This window comes from Pseudomonas sp. LS-2 (genome assembly GCF_003605735.1).
Classification (GTDB): Bacteria; Pseudomonadota; Gammaproteobacteria; order Pseudomonadales; family Pseudomonadaceae; genus Aquipseudomonas.
In genome coordinates, this window is the sequence record NZ_QXTJ01000039.1 from 168,163 (window position 1) to 187,448 (window position 19,286).

At 59.7% G+C, this 19,286-nt stretch carries 13 protein-coding genes, 2 tRNA genes and 3 pseudogenes; 2 read left to right on the forward strand and 16 right to left on the reverse strand.

Going from position 1 to position 19,286, the window contains the following annotated elements:
* Positions 1-47: 47 nt before the first annotated feature.
* Positions 48-806 (reverse strand): 23S rRNA (guanosine(2251)-2'-O)-methyltransferase RlmB, encoded by a 759-nt coding sequence (gene rlmB / locus D3M70_RS22120; RefSeq protein WP_120127768.1) that lies wholly within the window; start codon positions 804-806, stop codon positions 48-50.
* Positions 803-3,430 carry a ribonuclease R gene (rnr, locus tag D3M70_RS22125; protein ID WP_120127769.1) on the reverse strand — a complete coding sequence of 876 codons (2,628 nt, stop codon included), beginning with the start codon at positions 3,428-3,430 and terminating at the stop codon, positions 803-805. The genes rlmB and rnr overlap by 4 nt, the downstream gene beginning before the upstream one ends.
* A gap of 226 nt (positions 3,431-3,656) precedes the next feature.
* Between rnr and D3M70_RS22130 the strand changes: the two genes are divergently transcribed.
* Together D3M70_RS22130 and D3M70_RS22135 are read left to right on the forward strand one after the other, a co-directional pair.
* Positions 3,657-3,743 (forward strand) — tRNA-Leu (locus D3M70_RS22130).
* 211 nt (positions 3,744-3,954) lie between these two features.
* Positions 3,955-4,041, forward strand: a tRNA-Leu gene (locus D3M70_RS22135).
* A 157-nt stretch (positions 4,042-4,198) separates the two neighbouring features.
* On the opposite strand, the pseudogene D3M70_RS34300 reads toward D3M70_RS22135, so the two are convergent.
* The 14 genes and pseudogenes from D3M70_RS34300 to D3M70_RS33555 all read right to left on the reverse strand — a co-directional run.
* Positions 4,199-4,714: pseudogene (locus D3M70_RS34300) on the reverse strand (methyl-accepting chemotaxis protein); the annotation flags it as partial.
* A 390-nt stretch (positions 4,715-5,104) separates the two neighbouring features.
* Positions 5,105-5,797, reverse strand: a pseudogene (locus D3M70_RS34305) (methyl-accepting chemotaxis protein); the annotation flags it as partial.
* A 486-nt stretch (positions 5,798-6,283) separates the two neighbouring features.
* Entirely contained in the window at positions 6,284-7,576 is a 1,293-nt protein-coding gene (locus D3M70_RS22145) for an adenylosuccinate synthase (protein ID WP_120127771.1), read from the reverse strand.
* A 54-nt stretch (positions 7,577-7,630) separates the two neighbouring features.
* Entirely contained in the window at positions 7,631-8,818 is a 1,188-nt protein-coding gene (locus D3M70_RS22150) for an ATP phosphoribosyltransferase regulatory subunit (RefSeq protein ID WP_120127772.1), read from the reverse strand.
* Positions 8,819-9,110: 292 nt separating this feature from the next.
* Entirely contained in the window at positions 9,111-9,980 is an 870-nt protein-coding gene (hflC, locus tag D3M70_RS22155) for a protease modulator HflC (protein ID WP_081563869.1), read from the reverse strand.
* A complete protein-coding gene (gene hflK, locus D3M70_RS22160) occupies positions 9,980-11,158 on the reverse strand; it encodes an FtsH protease activity modulator HflK (RefSeq protein WP_120127773.1) in 1,179 nt (392 codons plus the stop codon). Before hflK ends, hflC begins: the two co-directional genes overlap by 1 nt.
* A gap of 96 nt (positions 11,159-11,254) precedes the next feature.
* Positions 11,255-12,556 carry a ribosome rescue GTPase HflX gene (hflX, locus tag D3M70_RS22165; RefSeq protein ID WP_120127774.1) on the reverse strand — a complete coding sequence of 434 codons (1,302 nt, stop codon included), beginning with the start codon at positions 12,554-12,556 and terminating at the stop codon, positions 11,255-11,257.
* A 12-nt stretch (positions 12,557-12,568) separates the two neighbouring features.
* Entirely contained in the window at positions 12,569-12,829 is a 261-nt protein-coding gene (gene hfq, locus D3M70_RS22170) for an RNA chaperone Hfq (protein ID WP_120127775.1), read from the reverse strand.
* Between the two features lie 90 nt (positions 12,830-12,919).
* Positions 12,920-13,891 (reverse strand): tRNA (adenosine(37)-N6)-dimethylallyltransferase MiaA, encoded by a 972-nt coding sequence (gene miaA, locus D3M70_RS22175; protein WP_120127776.1) that lies wholly within the window; start codon positions 13,889-13,891, stop codon positions 12,920-12,922.
* Positions 13,891-15,882, reverse strand: a complete 1,992-nt coding sequence (mutL, locus tag D3M70_RS22180) for a DNA mismatch repair endonuclease MutL (protein ID WP_120127777.1) — start codon at positions 15,880-15,882, stop codon at positions 13,891-13,893. The genes miaA and mutL overlap by 1 nt, the downstream gene beginning before the upstream one ends.
* Positions 15,879-17,318 carry an N-acetylmuramoyl-L-alanine amidase gene (locus D3M70_RS22185; RefSeq protein WP_218568445.1) on the reverse strand — a complete coding sequence of 480 codons (1,440 nt, stop codon included), beginning with the start codon at positions 17,316-17,318 and terminating at the stop codon, positions 15,879-15,881. The genes mutL and D3M70_RS22185 overlap by 4 nt, the downstream gene beginning before the upstream one ends.
* Before the next feature lie 2 nt (positions 17,319-17,320).
* Positions 17,321-17,791, reverse strand: a complete 471-nt coding sequence (gene tsaE, locus D3M70_RS22190) for a tRNA (adenosine(37)-N6)-threonylcarbamoyltransferase complex ATPase subunit type 1 TsaE (protein WP_120127779.1) — start codon at positions 17,789-17,791, stop codon at positions 17,321-17,323.
* Positions 17,779-18,533, reverse strand: a 755-nt coding sequence (locus D3M70_RS33550; RefSeq protein WP_256659953.1) for an NAD(P)H-hydrate dehydratase, incomplete at its 5' end; no start/stop codon positions are given. The genes D3M70_RS33550 and tsaE, both read right to left, overlap by 13 nt.
* Before the next feature lies 1 nt (position 18,534).
* Positions 18,535-19,226, reverse strand: a pseudogene (locus D3M70_RS33555) (NAD(P)H-hydrate epimerase); the annotation flags it as partial.
* Between the last annotated feature and the right edge of the window lie 60 nt (positions 19,227-19,286).

Genomic DNA, 19,286 nt, shown 5'->3' on the forward strand with positions numbered 1-19,286 from the left:
GAGCCGAAGGGGCGAATCCAGTCGCCCCTTCGGAAATCGCAAGTCGACTACTTTTTCGCAGCCGCTTTCGCACTGCGCTGACGCATGGCCTCGAACAGGCAAACGCCTGTCGCCACCGAAACGTTGAGGCTGCTGACACTGCCCGCCATTGGCAGACGCACCAGATAATCGCAGTGTTCACGGGTCAGGCGGCGCATACCCTTGCCTTCGGCCCCCATGATCATGATGGTCGGGCCGGTCAGATCCTGTTGATACAGTTCCTGCTCCGCCTCGCCCGCCGTACCTACCACCCATAGACCGCGCTGCTGGAGTTTTTCCAGCGTACGGGCCAGGTTGGTCACGGCCACCAGCGGAATCACCTCAGCGGCGCCACAGGCGACCTTGCGGACGGTTGGCGTCAAGGTCGCCGACTTGTCCTTGGGCACAATCACTGCCAAAGCACCCGCTGCATCAGCGGTGCGCAGACAGGCGCCGAGGTTGTGCGGATCGGTCACCCCATCGAGCACCAGAATCAGCGGCGCACCCTCGGTACGATCCAGCAACTCGTCGAGCATTGCCTCGCCCCAGACCTGACTTGGACTGACGTCCGCCACCACGCCCTGATGCACGCCCTCAACCCAGGCATCCATCTCACGACGTTCGGCCTGGCCGACAGACACACGGTTCTGTGCGGCCAGATCAATCAGCACCTGAACCCGCGGGTCGCTACGACCTTCGGCCAGCCAGATCTGCTTGACCCGCTTGGGGTGATGACGCAGCAACGCTTCCACAGCGTGAACGCCGTAGATCTTTTCCAACGAACTCATGACTTGGCCTTAGGTTTACGCGACCCACTGCTCTTGGCAGCAGGGGCCGAGCCCGACTTGGGCGGGCCCTTACGGTGTTTGGTCGGTTTGGCGGACTTGCCATCCGGAGCGGAATCACTCCTTGACGGCTTTCCCGACGATGCCTTGCTACCGCCCTTCGCTTCTGCCAACAAGGCTTTCTTCATCTCGCGACTTTTGCGAACTTCAGCGTTTTTCGCTGCGGCATCGCTTGGACGATAAGCCTCGACGACCGGCTCTTTGCTTGCACTGCGACGACTTGGGCGTGAGGCCGTAGCCTTTTCCTTTTCTTTCTCGACCGAAGCAGGTGCAGGCTCAGCAGAGCGGCGCTTGCGGCCAACCGGGGCGCTGGTGGTCTTTTCCGACATTTCGAAGTCGATCTTGCGCTCGTCGAGGTCGACGCGCATGACGCGGACTTCAACCGTGTCGCCCAGACGGAAGCTGCGACCGGTGCGCTCGCCCGCCAGGCGGTGGTGGACCGGATCGAAGTGGTAGTAGTCGCCCGGCAGCGCAGTGACGTGGACCAGACCTTCGACATAGATATCGGTCAATTCAACGAACAGTCCGAAACCGGTCACCGCCGTGATCACGCCAGGGAACGATTCGCCGACGCGATCCTTCATGAACTCGCACTTGAGCCAGTTCACAACGTCACGGGTCGCTTCATCGGCACGGCGCTCGCTCATGGAGCACTGCTCGCCCAGTTGCTCCAGTATCGCCTCGTCGTACGGGTAGATGCGTGCCTTGGGAATCGAGGCAGCACCGGCGCGGCGAACGTGCGGTGTGTCCTGCTTGGAGCGGATCACGCTGCGAATTGCGCGGTGAGTCAACAAGTCAGGATAACGACGGATCGGCGAGGTGAAGTGGGTGTACGCCTCGTAGTTCAGACCGAAATGACCGTTGTTGTCGGAACTGTAAACCGCCTGGCTCAGCGAGCGCAGCATGACGGTCTGGATCAGGTGATAATCCGGACGATCCTTGATCGTTTCCAGCAGCGCCTGATAATCCTTGGGCGTCGGACCGTCTTTACCCTTGTGCAGGGACAGCCCCAGCTCACCCAGGAACGCGCGGAGTTTCTCCAGGCGCTCAGGCGGCGGGCCATCGTGCACGCGGTACAACGCAGGAATTTCGTGTTTCTTGAGGAATTCGGCAGTGGCCACGTTGGCCGCCAGCATGCACTCTTCGATCAGCTTGTGAGCATCGTTGCGCGTGGTCGGGCGGATTTCCGCGATCTTGCGCTCGGTGCCAAAGATGATCCGGGTTTCCTGGGTTTCGAAATCGATCGCGCCACGGGTGTGCCGCGCGCCCAGCAATACCTTGTACAGCGCATACAGCTGCTTGAGATCCGGGACCACTTCACTGTACTCACCACGAAGCTGTTTGGCCTCGGCGGTTTTCGGGTGTTCCAGAATCGAGCTGACCTTGTTATAGGTCAGACGCGCATGGGAGTGGATCACCGCTTCGTAGAACACGTAGTCGGTCATCTCGCCAGTCTTGGAGATGGTCATCTCGCAGACCATCGCCAGACGGTCGACCAGCGGGTTCAGCGAGCAGAGGCCGTTGGACAGTTGCTCCGGCAGCATCGGAACGACGCGCTCGGGGAAGTACACCGAGTTGCCGCGCACCTGGGATTCGGCATCCAGTGCAGAGCCGATCTTCACATAGCTGGACACGTCGGCAATCGCCACGTAGAGCTTCCAGCCACCGGAGAACAGGCGCAGCTTGCCCGGTTTGGCTTCGCAATAGACAGCATCGTCGAAGTCTCGAGCGTCTTCGCCGTCGATGGTGACGAACGGCAAGTGACGCAAATCGACGCGATGCTCTTTGTCTTTTTCTTCGACTTCCGGCTTGAGCTTGGCTGCTTCCTTGAGCACGGCTTCAGGCCAGACGTGCGGAATGTCGTACGTGCGCAGCGCGACGTCGATTTCCATCCCGGGCGCCATGTAGTTGCCCACGACCTCGACCACGTCGCCTTGCGGCTGGAAGCGCGGCGTCGGCCAGTGGGTGATTTTCACCTCGACGAACTGCCCGATCTTCGCATCGGAGTTACGGCCAGGCGTGACCAGCACTTCCTGCTGGATCTTGGGGTTGTCCGGAACGACGAAGCCAATGCCGCTCTCTTCGAAATAGCGACCCACCACGGTTTCATGGGCGCGGGAGACGACTTCGACGATCACGCCTTCGCGACGACCGCGACGATCCAGCCCGGAAACACGCGCCAGCGCGCGGTCGCCATCGAACACCAGACGCATTTGCGCCGGGCTCATGAACAGGTCATCAGAGCCGTCGTCAGGCACCAGGAAGCCAAAACCGTCACGGTGGCCGCTGATGCGACCCAGGATCAGGTCCAGCTTGTCTACGGGGGCGTAGGTGCCGCGGCGGGTATAAATCAGTTGCGCATCGCGCTCCATGGCGCGCAGACGCCGACGAAGCGCCTCGATCTGATCTTCGGTCGTCAGACCGAATTCTTCCACCAACTGCTCACGAGCCGCGGGAGAGCCGCGGTCGGAGAGGTGCGCCAGGATCAGCTCACGGCTGGGAATGGGGTTTTCGTATTTTTCCGCTTCACGAGCGGCCTCGGGATCGAGGGACTGCCAATCGGCCATTAGAATGAGTTCACCTTATCTGTATGTAATTAGTTTGGCATATACCAGATTGAAACGCGAAGACAGCGTTTGCTGAGACTTTTCGCTATTTCAAAAAATTTTCACCAAGGGGGTTTACAGCCCCGTTTCTCATCCGTAAGATGCGCCCCACAACGACGGCACACGCCACGTTGTAGCTGAAATCAAGCGACTTTTTGAACAATTAGTCGAATGAAATCAACGAATTGCCCAGATGGTGAAATTGGTAGACACGCCAGCTTCAGGTGCTGGTGACCTTACGGTCGTGGAAGTTCGAGTCTTCTTCTGGGCACCAATTCAACGAAACCGAGCCTAGTGCTCGGTTTTGTGTTTTTCCGGATCTGCAAATTCTGCGAATCGCAAACAGCCTTGAGCGTAGATCACTTCCTCGCCTCCATCGAATTCCTGCAACCCTTTCATCACGCTGAAGATTTTTGATCTCCCCGCTTACGAATTCGCAAATTTGTGTTGCATTGAAATGAAAAATCTAATTAAATCAGCGCCATGCCCAGGTGGTGAAATTGGTAGACACGCCAGCTTCAGGTGCTGGTGACCTTACGGTCGTGGAAGTTCGAGTCTTCTCCTGGGCACCAAACAAAACAAAACCGAGCCAAGTGCTCGGTTTTGTGCTTTCTGGGGTAGGTAATATCCGTCTCTGCACCAGTCTGGCTTACCGCCGACAGCGCCACTGAAAACGCCATCGCCGGCAAGCCGGACTGCTACAGGACGCGCATCATCCCCGCGACTCAATCACGCACGAAACTGCCCCAGGCTTGCCTTTAACTGCGCCGCAAGCTTATCCAGCGTCTTGCCGCTTGCCGTGGTCTCAACCACTGCCTGCGCCGCCTTTTCCGCTTGAGCGTGAATCACCTCCACTCGCCCCCTGACAGCTTGCGCGCCCTGAGCCTGATGCTCGGCCGCCCTGGTTGCCAGCCCAATGGCCGCATGAACCTGCTCGACCGACGCCTGGACTGTCTGCTGGAGGCGCGCACTGTCACGCAACACGGCAAGGCCCTCTTTAGCCTGACGCCCCGCTGCGCCAATCGTCGCGACGGCTTCTTTCGCGCCGGATTGCAGCTTGGCGATGTGTTCCTGAATGTCGCCGGTGGAGCTTTGCGTCTTGCTGGCCAGCGCGCGTACCTCGTCGGCGACGACGGCAAAACCGCGCCCGGTTTCACCTGCGCGCGCGGCTTCAATTGCAGCATTGAGCGCCAGAAGATTCGTCTGTTCGGCGATGCCGTGAATGACTTCCAGCACCACTTCGATCTGTTCGCTTTGCTGCGCCAACCGCTCGATCACATCCGCTCCGTTTTCAACCTGACCGGCCAGCGCCTCGATCAGATTGCCGACCTGATTCGACGTCCGGGTGTTTTCATCAGTGGCCTGACGTATATCGATGACCTGCCGCAAAGCCGCCTGCATCGCCTGGCTCTCGGCCTGCGCCTCGTCCGCCATCTGCGACAGCGCCTGAAGACTGGCTGCAACCTCATCGCGCTGCAGCTCGGCAGCGGCGCCGGCCCCGGCATTGCGCTTGCTCATCGCTCCGATTTCCACACCCGTCTGCTGCGCGACGTCTCCCGCCTCGCGAACGATAGGCTGCAATTTGTCGACGAAACGGTTTACCGCCGCAGCCATGTCGCCGATTTCATCATTGCTGTTGAGTTTCACGCGCTTGGTCAAATCGCCTTCACCCGCTGCAAGATCGTCCAGCGCGCGATTGAGCAACCGCAGGCGCAACACGACCCGACGCCCCAGAACGACCGCCAACGCCAGCAACACGCCCAGACCGACCAATGCCAGGCCGAGGCCGATTCTCCAGCGCAACGTTGCCGCCGCCTCCTGGACGGTGGAACGTGTGTTGGTTGCCATAGCAGCGGCGGCCGTTTGTGCCGTCTGCAAGCGGGAGCGCAAAGCACCTGAGCTCTCAGCCGCAGCGCCGCCAAGACTCTCCGACACCAACTGCTCACCGCTGCCGATCAACGCCGTGAAACGCTTGTCCAGCGCTGCAAGGTTTTCTTCAACGGTGGCAGTCGAGACGCCCATGCGCACCTTGCCGATTTCCACCCCATTGGGGCTGATCGACGCTTCGACGTAGTAAACGGAAGGGTCTTTCTGCGCGGCATTGAGCACTTTGTCCATGGCCCGCTCGCCCTCTCCTTTAGCCAGAAGCGACTTGATCGACTCGTTGTCGCGATTCAAATAGCGCGTCAGATGCTCTCCCTGCGCGTCGTCGTACACGACGAACAACACGTTGGGATTGCGCTGGGCACGTCGGGCGAATTCGGACAACGTCGGGGTATCTCCGTCCCACATCGCGCGAGGGGCTACGGCGGCGAGTAATTCCGCCATATCGGTAGCCGAGTCTTTCAGGTCTTTCTCGAGCGTCGCACGCAACTGCTTCTGCTCATCCTTCAGACGGAAGGACAGTCCGGTGCTCAGACGTTGACGGGTATTTTGCGACAGGCTATCCAGGCTGGACGTTACGTCACGGCTAGCCTGCTCGAGCTCCGCGGACAAGTGTTGCGAATCTACCCCGAGACGCGTGGCAAGATCAGCCTCCAGCGCAGTCACGGTGCTCCGCGTGAGGGCGACCGCCACTAGCACTTGCACCAAAAGCGCAATGCCAAGAGCAATGAATACAGGGCGCAGCAAACGACTGCGAAGAAGCGAAAGGACGGCTGACACTGGAGACTCCCTCACAACAAACGCCACTAAAATGATGGCATCTTTTATGACGGTATTTACAGCAAGGGTCGTGCCGTTCCGATGACGCGGATCAAACAGGCAAAATAAAGGGCCGCAGAGGCGACCCTTTATTTATCTTTCAACGACTTATCAAGCGAACGGGTGACGCAGAACGATGGTTTCGTTGCGATCCGGGCCCGTCGAAATAATGTCGATCGGCGCGCCAACCAGCTCTTCCAGGCGCGCGATGTAAGCACGGGCGTTGGCTGGGAGCTCTTCCAGGGTCTTGGCACCCAGGGTCGATTCAGTCCAGCCTGGCATTTGCTCGTACACCGGTTCAAGACCGATGTAGCTGTCGGCATCGGTCGGCTCGTCGATGACTGCGCCATCTGCGTTCTTGTAGCCAACACAGATGTTGATGGTTTCGAGACCGTCCAGAACGTCCAGCTTGGTCAGGCAGATGCCCGAGATGCTGTTGACGTCGATGGCGCGACGCAGGATGACGGCGTCGAACCAGCCACAACGGCGGGCACGACCGGTAGTAGCGCCGAACTCATGACCACGCTTGGCCAGGAAAGCACCCACGTCATCGAACAGCTCGGTCGGGAACGGACCGGAACCAACCCGGGTGGTGTACGCCTTGGTGATACCCAGAATGTAGTCGATGAACATCGGACCCACACCGGAACCGGTGGCGATACCGCCAGCAGTGGTGTTGGAGCTGGTGACGTACGGGTAGGTCCCGTGGTCGATGTCCAGCAACGAACCCTGCGCACCTTCGAACATGATGTCTTTGCCGGCACGACGCATTTCATGCAGCGCAGCGGTGACGTCGAGCATCATCGGCTTGAGCAGTTCGGCGTACTCCATGCACTCGTCGAGCGTCTTCTGGAAGTCGATCGCGGGCTCTTTGTAGTAATTGACCAGTACGAAGTTGTGGTAATCCAGCAACTCGCCCAGCTTGGCAGCGAAACGCTCGCGGTGGAACAGATCACCAATGCGCAGGCCACGACGTGCAACCTTGTCCTCGTAAGCCGGGCCGATGCCACGACCGGTAGTACCGATCTTGTGCTCGCCACGGGCCTTTTCACGCGCCTGGTCCAGCGCTACGTGATAGGACAGGATCAGCGGGCAGGACGGGCTGATGCGCAGACGCTCGCGCACAGGAATACCCTTCTCTTCCAGCTTGGTGATTTCACGCATGAGTGCATCAGGCGCCACGACCACACCGTTACCGATCAGGCACTGAACGCCTTCGCGCAGCACGCCGGACGGGATCAGGTGCAGAACGGTTTTTTCGCCATCGATCACCAGCGTGTGACCGGCGTTGTGGCCGCCTTGATAGCGAACTACCGCGGTAGCATGTTCGGTCAGCAGATCGACGATCTTGCCTTTGCCCTCATCACCCCATTGGGTGCCCAGGACTACGACATTCTTACCCATAACACTTGTCCTCATTCACGCAAACTTGGTGCCGGCTGCAGCCGACTGGAAAACTCAAGAGGCCAGCGGCATTACCTGCCAAAGCTCGCCGTGCTGAATCAATTGCCGATCACAGTCGGCTTCTTTCGCAGCCGAGACCTGTTGGCCCGGCAAGGCCTGAACCACGCGCTGACCTTCGCTGCGCAGCTGGCAGACTTTCTGCCAGAGTGCCGCATCGGTGCTGTCAGGCATCCAGATACCGCCAGACGGTAGCTCGATCTGTGCCTGCCCCAGCGTGACCAGGGTTTTCAAATCGGTGGAGAAGCCCGTTGCCGGTCGCGCACGACCGAAGTCCGCACCGATGTCATCGTAGCGACCGCCTTGAGCGATCGACTGGCCGACGCCCGGAACGAATACCGCGAACACCACGCCCGTATGGTAGTGATAGCCCCGAAGCTCGCCGAGGTCGAAGTACAACGGTAGATCAGGGAAGCGTGCCGACAGACGTTCGGCGATTTCCACCAGGTCATCCAGCGCTTCGATAACCGGCGCCGGCGCCTTGGTCAGTCGATCACGAGCAGCGGTCAGCACTTCACTGCCGCCGCACAGATCGACCAGCGCACGGAGCATGGCTGCCAGGTCGGCTGGCAAATTCTCGGTCAGCGCCACGACTTCGGCGATGGCCTTGCGCTGCAATGCGTCAAAAAGCTGTTGCTCGACTTCACCGGAGAGACCGGCCGCACGAGCCAGCCCACGGTAGATACCCACATGCCCCAGATCCATATGGACGTCGGGAACATCTGCCAGTTTCAGCATAGCCAGCATCAGGCTGATGACTTCGACATCGCTGCTCGGACTGGCATCGCCGTACAACTCGGCGCCCAGTTGAATCGGGCTTCGCGAGGACGACAGCGCCCGCGGCTGGGCATGCAGCACGCTACCGGCATAGCACAGACGGCTCGGACCTTCGCGGCGCAGGGTGTGCGCGTCGATGCGGGCGACCTGCGGGGTGATGTCCGCACGGAAGCCCATCTGCCGACCCGATTGCGGGTCGACCACTTTGAAGGTGCGCAGATCCAGATCCTGGCCAGCACCTGTGAGCAGTGATTCAAGGTATTCGATGTGCGGAGTGACTACGAACTCATAGCCCCAGCTCTGAAACAGATCCAACACCTGACGACGCGCCACTTCTATGCGCGCAGCTTCCGGCGGCAGTACCTCTTCGATGCCATCCGGCAGCAGCCAGCGGTCAACCGTTGCCATTACGCCTTTCCCCTATGATCCGGGCGGCCAACCCTTGGGCAAGCCTTGAGTGAAGCAGACAGCGTTCTGCGGATGCCAGACGGGCAATTGGGCCCAAGCCTTGTGCATCGCAGCTTTGCGAACACTGTCCTCGAAAAAACTGCCGCGCACGAAACACGCCACGGCCAATCAATCGTGTAGACGCAAAAAAGCCGGGAATTTCCCGGCTGCCGCATCATACACACGTTTTGGCGTGCGATCACCCCGCCGGACAGTTTTGCCGCCCGGCGGAGGTCTCAATTGCGGTTGACGCTTACGGTTTTGCCTTATTCAGATAGCGGAAGAATTCGCTGCCTGGATCAAGAACCATCACGTCACTTTTGTTGGCGAAGCTTTCACGATAGGCGCGCAGGCTGCGGTAGAACGCATAGAACTCCTGGTCCTGCCCATACGCCTTGGAGTAGATCGCAGCGGCTTGTGCATCACCGTCACCACGCGCCTCTTCAGACTCACGATAGGCTTCGGCCAGCAACACACGGCGTTGACGATCGGCGTCGGCACGAATGCCTTCCGACAGCTCGTTACCCTTGGCGCGATGCTCGCGAGCTTCACGCTCACGCTCGGTGCTCATACGCTCGAACACGCTGCGGTTGACTTCCTTCGGCAGGTCGATGGCTTTGACACGAACGTCGATGACTTCGATGCCCAGTTCTTTCTCGGCCATCTTGTTCAGCGAAGCGGTGATGTCAGCCATCAGTGCGTCACGCTCGCCCGACACGGCTTCGTGCAGGGTGCGCTTGCCGAACTGGTCACGCAGACCGGATTCAAGACGGCGGGACAGACGCTCGTCAGCGATTTGCTTGAGACCCGATGTCGCAGTGTAGAAACGCTCAGCGTCCTTCACGCGCCATTTGGCATAGGCATCGACCATGACGGCTTTCTTTTCCAGCGTCAGGAAACGCTGAGTCGGCGCATCGAGGGTCAGCAGACGACCATCGAACTTGCGAACCTGGTTCACGTAAGGAACCTTCACATGCAGGCCCGGCGGAACATCGGCCTGAACCACACGACCGAATTGCAGCAGCACCGCACGCTCGGTCTGAGCGACGATGTAGAAGCTGTTCCAGGCCACAACGGCCAGCACGACACAGACAATCAGGGCGACCAGAGATTTATTGCTCATCAGCGAGTCTCCCTAGTGCGTGTGTCGCGTTGCTGTTGCATGTCCGCCGCCCGAGAGCCCGGATCGACCACTGTTGCCGCCGCACCGCTCGCCGACGATGCAGAACCGTTACGACTGCTTTCGATCATTTTGTCCAATGGCAGGTAGAGCAGGTTGTTCTGACCCTTATCGCCGGTCACGAGCACCTTGCTGGTGTTGCTGAAGACTTCTTGCATGGTGTCCAGATACAGACGCTCGCGAGTGACCTCTGGCGCCTTGCGGTACTCGGCGACCAGCTTGGTGAAGCGGTCAGCCTCACCCTTTGCACGCGAGACGACTTCGTCGCGGTAACCGTTGGCGTCTTCGACGATGCGTTGAGCCTGACCACGAGCTTCCGGAATCACACCGTTGGCATAGGTTTCGGCCTGGTTGCGCGAACGCTGCTCGTCTTCACGGGCGCGGATCACGTCATCGAAGGCTTCCTGAACTTCACGAGGCGCCGCAGCGCTCTGCACGTTCACCTGGGTCACAGTGATGCCGGTGCGATAGGTATCGAGGAAACGCTGCAGGCGCTCCTTGATTTCGCTCGCCATCAACTCACGGCCTTCGGTCAGGACCTGATCCATGGCGGTCGAACCGACCACGTGGCGCAAGGCACTTTCGGTCGCATGCTGCAAGCTGACTTCAGGCTGATCGACGTTCAGCACGAAATCCTGCAGGTTGGTGATCTTGTACTGCACGGTCAAAGGCACTTCGACAATGTTCTCGTCTTCAGTGAGCATTTGGCCCTGCTTGCTGTACGCACGTTCGCGCGTCACGTTTTCCAGGTACTTGCGATCGAATGGCGGGAAATAGATGTTCAGACCCGAGCCGACCGTTTCATAGTATTTGCCGAAACGCAGAACCACTGCCTGCTCTTGCTCATCGACCACGTAGATCGCGTTGTAGAGCCAGATTGCGAGCAGCACGACCAGACCGATTCCGAGCAGGCCAAAACCGCCGCCCTTGCCCGATCCACTGCCACTGCCGCCGCCATCACCACTGCGTTTCTTGCCACCACCGAACAACCCATTCAGGCTTTCCTGCAGCTTTCGGAAGGCCTCGTCGAGATCCGGTGGCCCCTTGCGGTCGCCGCCCTTGCGCTTACCACCCCAAGGATCCTGATTATTCGAGTTGCCACCCGGCTCATTCCAAGCCATAGCGCTCTCCATCTGATAAAGCAAAGACGCGCCCGCGGCGCGCCGACCAATGCTACAGAATGCCTGTCAAAGCAGCACAACCGCTTTTTCAGGCTTTTATTGCAAAGTGTGTTGCTCGATGAATTCCAGCGGCTGCAGTCCTTCGCGACTCACCAGGCGATTGAATTCGACTCGGGGCAAGCGTACTGCCAACAGGCTCTGGCCTTCTTCGTCGTGCTCTTCGCTCTGCACCGCCCCCAGTTGAAAAAACTGGGCACGTAGCCGGGCGAAGCGTTGCGACAGACACAAGGTGCCAACGAAAAGATCGTCCCCCAACAGCTCGGCAATGGCTTGCTTGAGCAAGTCCAGGCCACGACCATCACGAGCAGAAACCCAGACCCGTTGCGGCTTGCCATCGGCATCGCGTTGAATCTGGGGCTCGACCCCCTCGAGCAAATCGAGTTTGTTATAGACCTCCAGCATCGGCAAGTCCTGGGCACCGATCTCGCCCAGCACCGCCATCACCTGCTCGATCTGCTCCATGCGATCAGGCTCGTGAGCGTCGATCACATGCAGCAGCAGGTCCGAGTTACTCGACTCTTCGAGCGTAGCCCGAAACGCCTCGACCAGCTTGTGCGGCAAATGGCGGATGAATCCCACCGTATCGGCCAGCACTATCGGCCCCAGGTCGTTCAGTTCAAGACGGCGCAGGGTCGGGTCGAGCGTTGCGAACAACTGGTCAGCAGCGTAGACGTCGGAATCGGTCACCGCATTGAAGAGGGTCGATTTACCGGCGTTGGTGTAACCCACGATGGAAACCGTAGGAATGTCGGCGCGGGAACGGCCACGACGGGCCTGATCACGCTGACTGCGGACTTTCTCCAGACGGCCCTTGATCTGACGCAGGCGAACCCGTAACAGACGACGGTCCGTTTCCAGCTGGGTTTCACCCGGACCACGCAAACCGATACCACCGCCTTGCCGTTCAAGGTGAGTCCAGCCGCGAACAAGGCGCGTGCTCATGTGCTCAAGCTGTGCCAGCTCGACCTGCAACTTGCCTTCATGAGTCCGCGCCCGCTGGGCAAAGATGTCGAGAATCAAACCCGTACGGTCAAGCACGCGACACTCGAAAACTCTTTCGAGGTTGCGTTCCTGACTGGGCGTAAGGATGTGATTGAAAATGACGATATCCGATTTCTCGGCCTGGACCAGATCGCGCAACTCCTCGACCTTGCCACTGCCAACCAGATATTTGGCCGTTGGCCGATGTCGCGGCACGTTGATAAACGCAACGATATCGGCACCTGCCGAAAGAGCCAGCTCCCGGAACTCCTGCGGGTCTTCGCGCGCCTCAGGGTCCTGACCATCCAAATGAACGAGGATTGCCCGCTCACCACCACCGTGGCGCTCAAAGAACAAGGCAGACTCCTATCAGGCGTTACCTGGCTCAGCGTCACCCGTTTCGGATTCGGACGCACTAGGCAGACGAATTGGACGAACCGGAACAACGGTAGAGATAGCGTGCTTGTAAACCATTTGGCTGACAGTGTTCTTCAGCAAAATAACGAACTGGTCAAAGGACTCGATCGTGCCTTGCAGCTTGATACCGTTTACCAGATAGATCGAAACCCCAACCTTTTCTTTACGCAAAGTGTTCAGGTAAGGGTCTTGTAGCGAATGCCCTTTTGACATGTGCCGCACTCCTTTAAGGATCAATAGAATAAATTCGAAAACATTGGCTTGGGCCGTTACCCCCCAAGGATAGACGGCTATTGCAAGGACTCAGCTCAATATGGAGACCGATCCCAGGTATTTCAAGGTGCGTGGCAGATTGTCGCAAGCCAGGCTGTCCAACCAGTGTAAATTTTCCCAGCTTCGCAGCCAGGTGAACTGCCTCTTGGCCAATTGACGCGTGGCGATGATGCCGCGTTCCTGCATCTCGTCGCGGGTCAGCTTGCCGTCCAGAAAGTCCCAGACCTGGCGATACCCTACAGCTCTTATAGACGGTAAATTCGAGTGCAGGTCACCCCTCGAACGTAACGCCACGACTTCTTCAACGAATCCTTCATCGAGCATTTGCCTGAAACGCAGCGCGATCCGGTCATGCAACACCTTGCGATCCATGGGAGCGATCGCGAGATTTGCGACAGTATAGGGCAATTGATGCTGCCCCGAAGCGCCAGCTTGAGCACTTTGCGCACTTTGTTGCTCGCGGTGCGCGGTCATGCTCATCCCGCTGACCCGATACACTTCCAGCGCACGAACCAGCCGCTGTGGATCATTGGGATGAATTCTGGCCGCAGACACCGGGTCGATACTCGCCAATTCATCGTGCAACGCTTGCCAGCCACGACTGACCGCCTCGGCTTCCAACTGCGCACGAACTTCGGCATCGGCGGCCGGCATGTCTGCCAGCCCCTCCAATAGAGCCTTGAAATACAACATGGTGCCACCGACCAGCAGGGGAATTTTTCCCCGCGCGGTTATTTCAGCCATGGCCTGCAGCGCATCGGTCCGAAAATCCGCCGCAGAATAGCTCTGCGACGGGTCGAGGATATCGATCAGCCGGTGCGGATACTTGTCCAAAAGCGCTTTTGAAGGTTTGGCCGTGCCGATGTCCATGCCGCGATAAACCAGTGCCGAATCGACACTGATCAGCTCGCAGGGAAGGACTTTGGTCAGCTCGATGGCCAGATCGGTCTTGCCGGCGGCGGTCGGCCCCATCAGGAAGATGGCCGGTGGAAGAGCACTCATCAGCGACCGCGCAGGAAGAGTTTGTCGAGATCGTCCAGACCCAATTGGGTCCAGGTCGGCCGTCCATGGTTGCATTGACCGCTGCGTTCGGTGTTTTCCATGTCACGCAGCAAGCCGTTCATTTCGGGAATCGCCAGACGTCGGTTGGCGCGGATCGCACCGTGGCAGGCCATGGTCCCGAGCAACTCGTTCATGTGCGCCTGAACACGGTCGCTGGTACCGTATTCCATCAGATCGGCGAGCACATCGTGAACCAGGCGATTTGCCTCAGCCTGTTTGAGCAGTGCCGGGATCTGCCTGATTGCGAGGCTCTCCGGCCCCAAACGCTGTAATTCGAAGCCCAGTTGCTGGAACGTCGCCATGTGTTCCTCTGCACAATCGGCCTCACGCTGACTGACTGCAATGGACTCCGGCACCAGCAACGGCTGTCCACTCAAGCCCTCGCTCGCCATGGCAACCTTCAACCGTTCATACATGATGCGTTCATGCGCGGCATGCATGTCTACGAGCACCAGGCCGTGGGCGTTCTCGGCAAGGATGTAAATGCCTTTGAGCTGAGCCAGCGCATAGCCCAGTGGCGGAATATCCCCTTGGGGATCAGGAAGCGCAACGCCAGCGGTTACGTCCGCATTCGCCTGAGGGGTACCGGGAAGTGGCGCAAAGAACGTGCTGTACGCCGCGCGCGCTTCTTCAGCCGGCAGCACCGACGACGGTCGGGGCGTGTACTGATATTGATAGCCCGCCCCGCTGCCGCTGCCGGGATTAGGACCAGCAGGCGCATTCCAGGCCGGACCTTGCGGCGCTTCGAGCACGTTGTTGGCCAGACGCATTTCGCCCTGTGGCCCGAACTCGCCTGCTTCAGGTCCGGTCGGACGCACCAGTGCCGTGATTGAAGTCGTGCCTGCCAGTTGATCTTCAGGACGCACGTCGCCCAATGCGCGGTGAAGCGTGCCATACAGGAAGTCGTGAACCATTCGCCCGTCACGGAAGCGCACTTCGTGCTTGGTCGGGTGAACGTTGACGTCGACTACGGCTGGATCGACTTCGAAGAACAACACAAACGTCGGGTGCCGGCCGTTGAACAACACATCCCGATACGCCTGACGCACAGCGTGAGCGACCAGCTTGTCGCGCACCGCACGGCCGTTGACGAAGAAATACTGCAAGTCCGCCTGACTGCGCGAGAAGGTCGGCAGCCCCACCCAGCCCCACAATTTCAGGCCGTTGCGCTCAACCTGGATGGGCAACGCCTGCTCAAGAAAGCCCGGCCCGCAGATCGCAGACACACGCCGCGCACGGGCCACATCGTCACGGGCCTCATGCAGGCTCAAAATGGTCTTTCCGTTATGGCGCAAATGGAAAGCGACGTCGAAACGCGCCAGCGCCATGCGTTTGATCACTTCCTGCAGGTGATCGAATTCGGTTTTTTCGGCCTTGAGGAACTTGCGGCGTGCAGGCGTGTTGAAGAACAGATCCCGCACTTCCACTGAGGTGCCCACAGGGTGCGCGGCCAGCTGAACGCGAGAAGCCATGTCGCGCCCCTCGGTTTCCACCTGCCAGGCCTGATCGGCGCCGCGAGTACGCGAGGTGAGGGTCAGACGGGCAACGGAGCTGATCGACGCGAGCGCCTCACCGCGAAAGCCCAGGCTCATAACCCGTTCGAGGTCTTCGAGTTCGCGGATCTTGCTGGTGGCGTGCCGCGCCAACGCCAGCGGCAGATCGTCAGAGGAGATGCCGCCACCGTCGTCGCGCACGCGCAGCAATTTAATGCCGGCCTGCTCGACATCCACATCGATACGCCGGGCACCGGAATCCAGGCTGTTCTCCAGCAACTCCTTGATGACCGACGCGGGACGTTCGACCACCTCGCCTGCCGCGATCTGGTTCGCCAGTCTCGGGCTGAGTAGCTGAATGCGAGCAGCCTGCGCCGCCGGGCTATCGACACTTACATCGGCATCGAGACCGCTCTCATCGAGTAACAGGTCGGTCATGGCTCACCCGCCAGATCCGCACTCGGAATCTTCAGTTGCTGGCCGACCTTCAGCTCATCGGAACTCAGGTTGTTGGCCGTGCGCAGCGCCGCCATGCTCATGTCGTAACGCACGGCGAGCATGCTCAGCGACTCGCCGGGACGGACGGTGTGCTCGCGGGCGCCCATGGCCAGCTTGCCGTTGTCTCGCAGCCAGGCGATATAGGTACCTTGCGGCGGGTTCTGTTGGAAGAACTGCTTCACGCCTGCCGTGATGGAGCGAGCGAGCGCCTGCTGGTGGCTGGCACCTTCGAGCTTGTTGGCTTCGGCGGCGTTGGAGATGAAGCCGGTTTCGACCAGAATCGACGGGATATCCGGCGACTTGAGCACCATGAAGCCCGCCTGTTCGACCCGCGACTTGTGCAGTGAGGTCACCCGACCGATGTTGCTCAGGACCTTCTGACCCACGTTGAGACTGGAGGTGAGCGAGGCCGTCATCGACAGGTCCAGCAGAACACCGGCCAGCATGCGGTCTTTGTCGTCCAGACTCACAGCGCCGGCACCACCGATCAAGTCGGAACGGTTTTCGCTGTCGGCCAGCCAGCGCGCAGTCTCGGAGGTCGCGCCGCGCTCCGACAACGCGAACACCGACGCCCCGAACGCCGCCGAGGACGGCGCAGCATCGGCATGAATGGAAACAAACAGGTCCGCGCCTTTGGCCCGCGCGATCTCGGTGCGTTTGCGCAGCGGAATGAAGTAGTCGCCAGTGCGGGTCAGCTCGGCGCGATAGCCTTTTTCGGCGTTGATCTGGCGTTGCAACTCTTTGGCAATCGACAGCACTACGTTCTTTTCTTTCTGACCACGACCACCGGAGGCGCCCGGGTCTTCGCCACCGTGCCCGGCATCGACCACGACGACGATGTCGCGCTTGCCATTTGGCACCGGAGTGAGCTTGATTTCAGGCTTCGAAGGGCTGACCGGCACGGCTGGCGTTGCGGGAGCCACCGTTGCAGGCGTGTCGGCCACGGACGGTGGCGGGTTGGCGTCGGCAGCGTTGTCATACAGATCGACCACCAGGCGGTTGCCGTACTGCTGGTTCGGCGCCAACGTAAAACTTTTCGGCGTCACGGCCTTTTTCAGGTCGATGACCACACGCAAGTCATCCGGCGTGCGTTGCGCCGAACGCATGGAGGTAATCGGGGTATTGGCAGTAGGAATATTCAGTGAACCGCCCAGGGTCGCGCCATTGATGTCGATGACCAGACGATCCGGAGACTGCAACGTGAAAACGCTGTGCTGAACCGGGCCAGACAGGTCGAAGACCAGTCGGGTGTTATCCGGAGCACGCCATAAGCGCACACTTCGTACCTGTGAAGCGGCCAACGCGTCGACAGCCAATGTCGTCAGCAACAGTCCTATCACAGTAACCAGCGCGCGCATGCGCATACCTAACCCCATATCTATTTGAATTCCAAAGCCAAAGCGGCACACCACGTCTCGCCGCGCGAGCTTTTCGGGCTCAGAGTCAGCGCTCTACCATCCGCGTGGGGCCTAATGGTAATGATCAGGTCGGGCTTTGGCAAAAAGCCTGCACCTAGATCCGGCCACTCGATCAGGCAGAGCGCGTCTCCTTCGAAGTAATCGCGTATGCCGAGGAATTCTAGCTCTTCTGGATCAACAAGTCGGTAAAGATCAAAGTGATACGCGCGATTTCTCCCGATTTCGTAAGGTTCTACGAGGGTAAAAGTCGGGCTTTTTACCGCACCTGTGTGCCCAAGGCCACGGATGATGCCTCTGGAGAGCGTGGTCTTGCCCGCCCCCAGATCGCCCTGCAAAAAAATAATCCCATTGCTTTCAGTCAGTTGGGACATCCGCGTGCCGAAGCTCGTCATGGCTTCCTCACCCACTAGATGCAGGGTTAACTCAGACACGGTTGTTGCTCCTCCAGAAGCTCACGAATGACAGGAATCAGATCAGCGGCAGCCATGCCTCGCCCGCTCGCTCCACATTTTTCACCGGCGAACGCATGCAGCCACACACCCAGACAAGCGGCGTCATACGCCGACATTTTCTGCGCCATCAACGCTCCAATGACGCCGGCCAGCACATCGCCCAATCCCCCCGTGGCCATCGCGGGATGGCCATGATCGGCCAACGCCAGCTCACCGGCAGGATTGGCAATCAAGCTGCCACTGCCTTTGAGCACGCATACCGCATTGTATTTCTTAGCCAGCGCCTCTGCGGCAGCAGGACGGTCCGCTTGTACATCTTTGGTGCTTATGCCCAGCAGACGTGCAGCCTCACCGGGGTGGGGAGTGATGACGCAATCCTTTGGCAAGCTGACACGCCCGGCAGCCAGCTGATTCAGCGCATCGGCATCCCAGACCTGTGGCCGTTCGGCATTGGCGGCTGCGGATAGCAGACTGCGCCCCCAACTGTGCTGGCCCAGGCCCGGTCCCACCACCAGAACCGTTGCAGGTTCGATCAAGCCCATCAATTGATTGGCGGAATGAATCCCGGCGCTCATGACTTCCGGAAACCGCGCCAATGCCGCCTGAACATGTTCGGGTCGCGTCGCCAGCGTGACCATCCCGGCGCCGCAGCGCAGCGTGCTCTCTGTGGATAACAATGCAGCACCGCCAAACCCCAGATCCCCGCCGATCACCAGCACACNAGGCTGAGAGTATCCAGGCGTTTAATCGCCACCGGGGTCTGCGCCACGATCATCGGATCCGCCTGCAAATCGTCAAAAACCAGCTCACCCACGAGATCAGGCGCATCGCCAGTAAACAACCCGATCTTGAGCCCAATGAATGTGACCGTCAGGTCGGCGCGCGTTGCCACGGCCAAGGTTCGGCCCGTGTCTGAGCACAGACCGGACGGGATATCCACGGCCATGACGGGCTGATCGCTGGCGTTGATCCGCTGAATGACCGATGCATACGGCTCGCGCACATCGCCCTTAAGGCCCGTACCGAGTAACGCATCCACCACGATGCCGACCAAAGGTTGCTGATTCCACGGCTGAACGTCGACGCCTGCGCTGCGCGCTTCTTGGTAGGCAGCTTCGGCGTCGCCAGTCAGTGCCGACGCATCGCCTACCGCCAACACCGACACTTGCCAACCCGCACGCTGAGCCAGGGCTGCAATCAGGTAGCCATCACCGGCGTTATTGCCACGCCCGGCAAGAACGGTCAGTTGGCGGCCATCGGGCCAGCGCCGACGCAACGCACGCCACGCGGCATGGGCCGCGCGCTGCATCAATTCGAAGCCGGGGGTGCCTGCGGCGATCAGCCGTGCGTCGAGGTCGCGCACCTGCGCTGCGCTATACAGCGCGTCGGGTAATGGAGGTTTGCTGTGCAACATGCGTTTTTGAGCTCCGATGTCTGGCAGAATTATACGCACCTGCGCCCCGGTGTCCTCTTT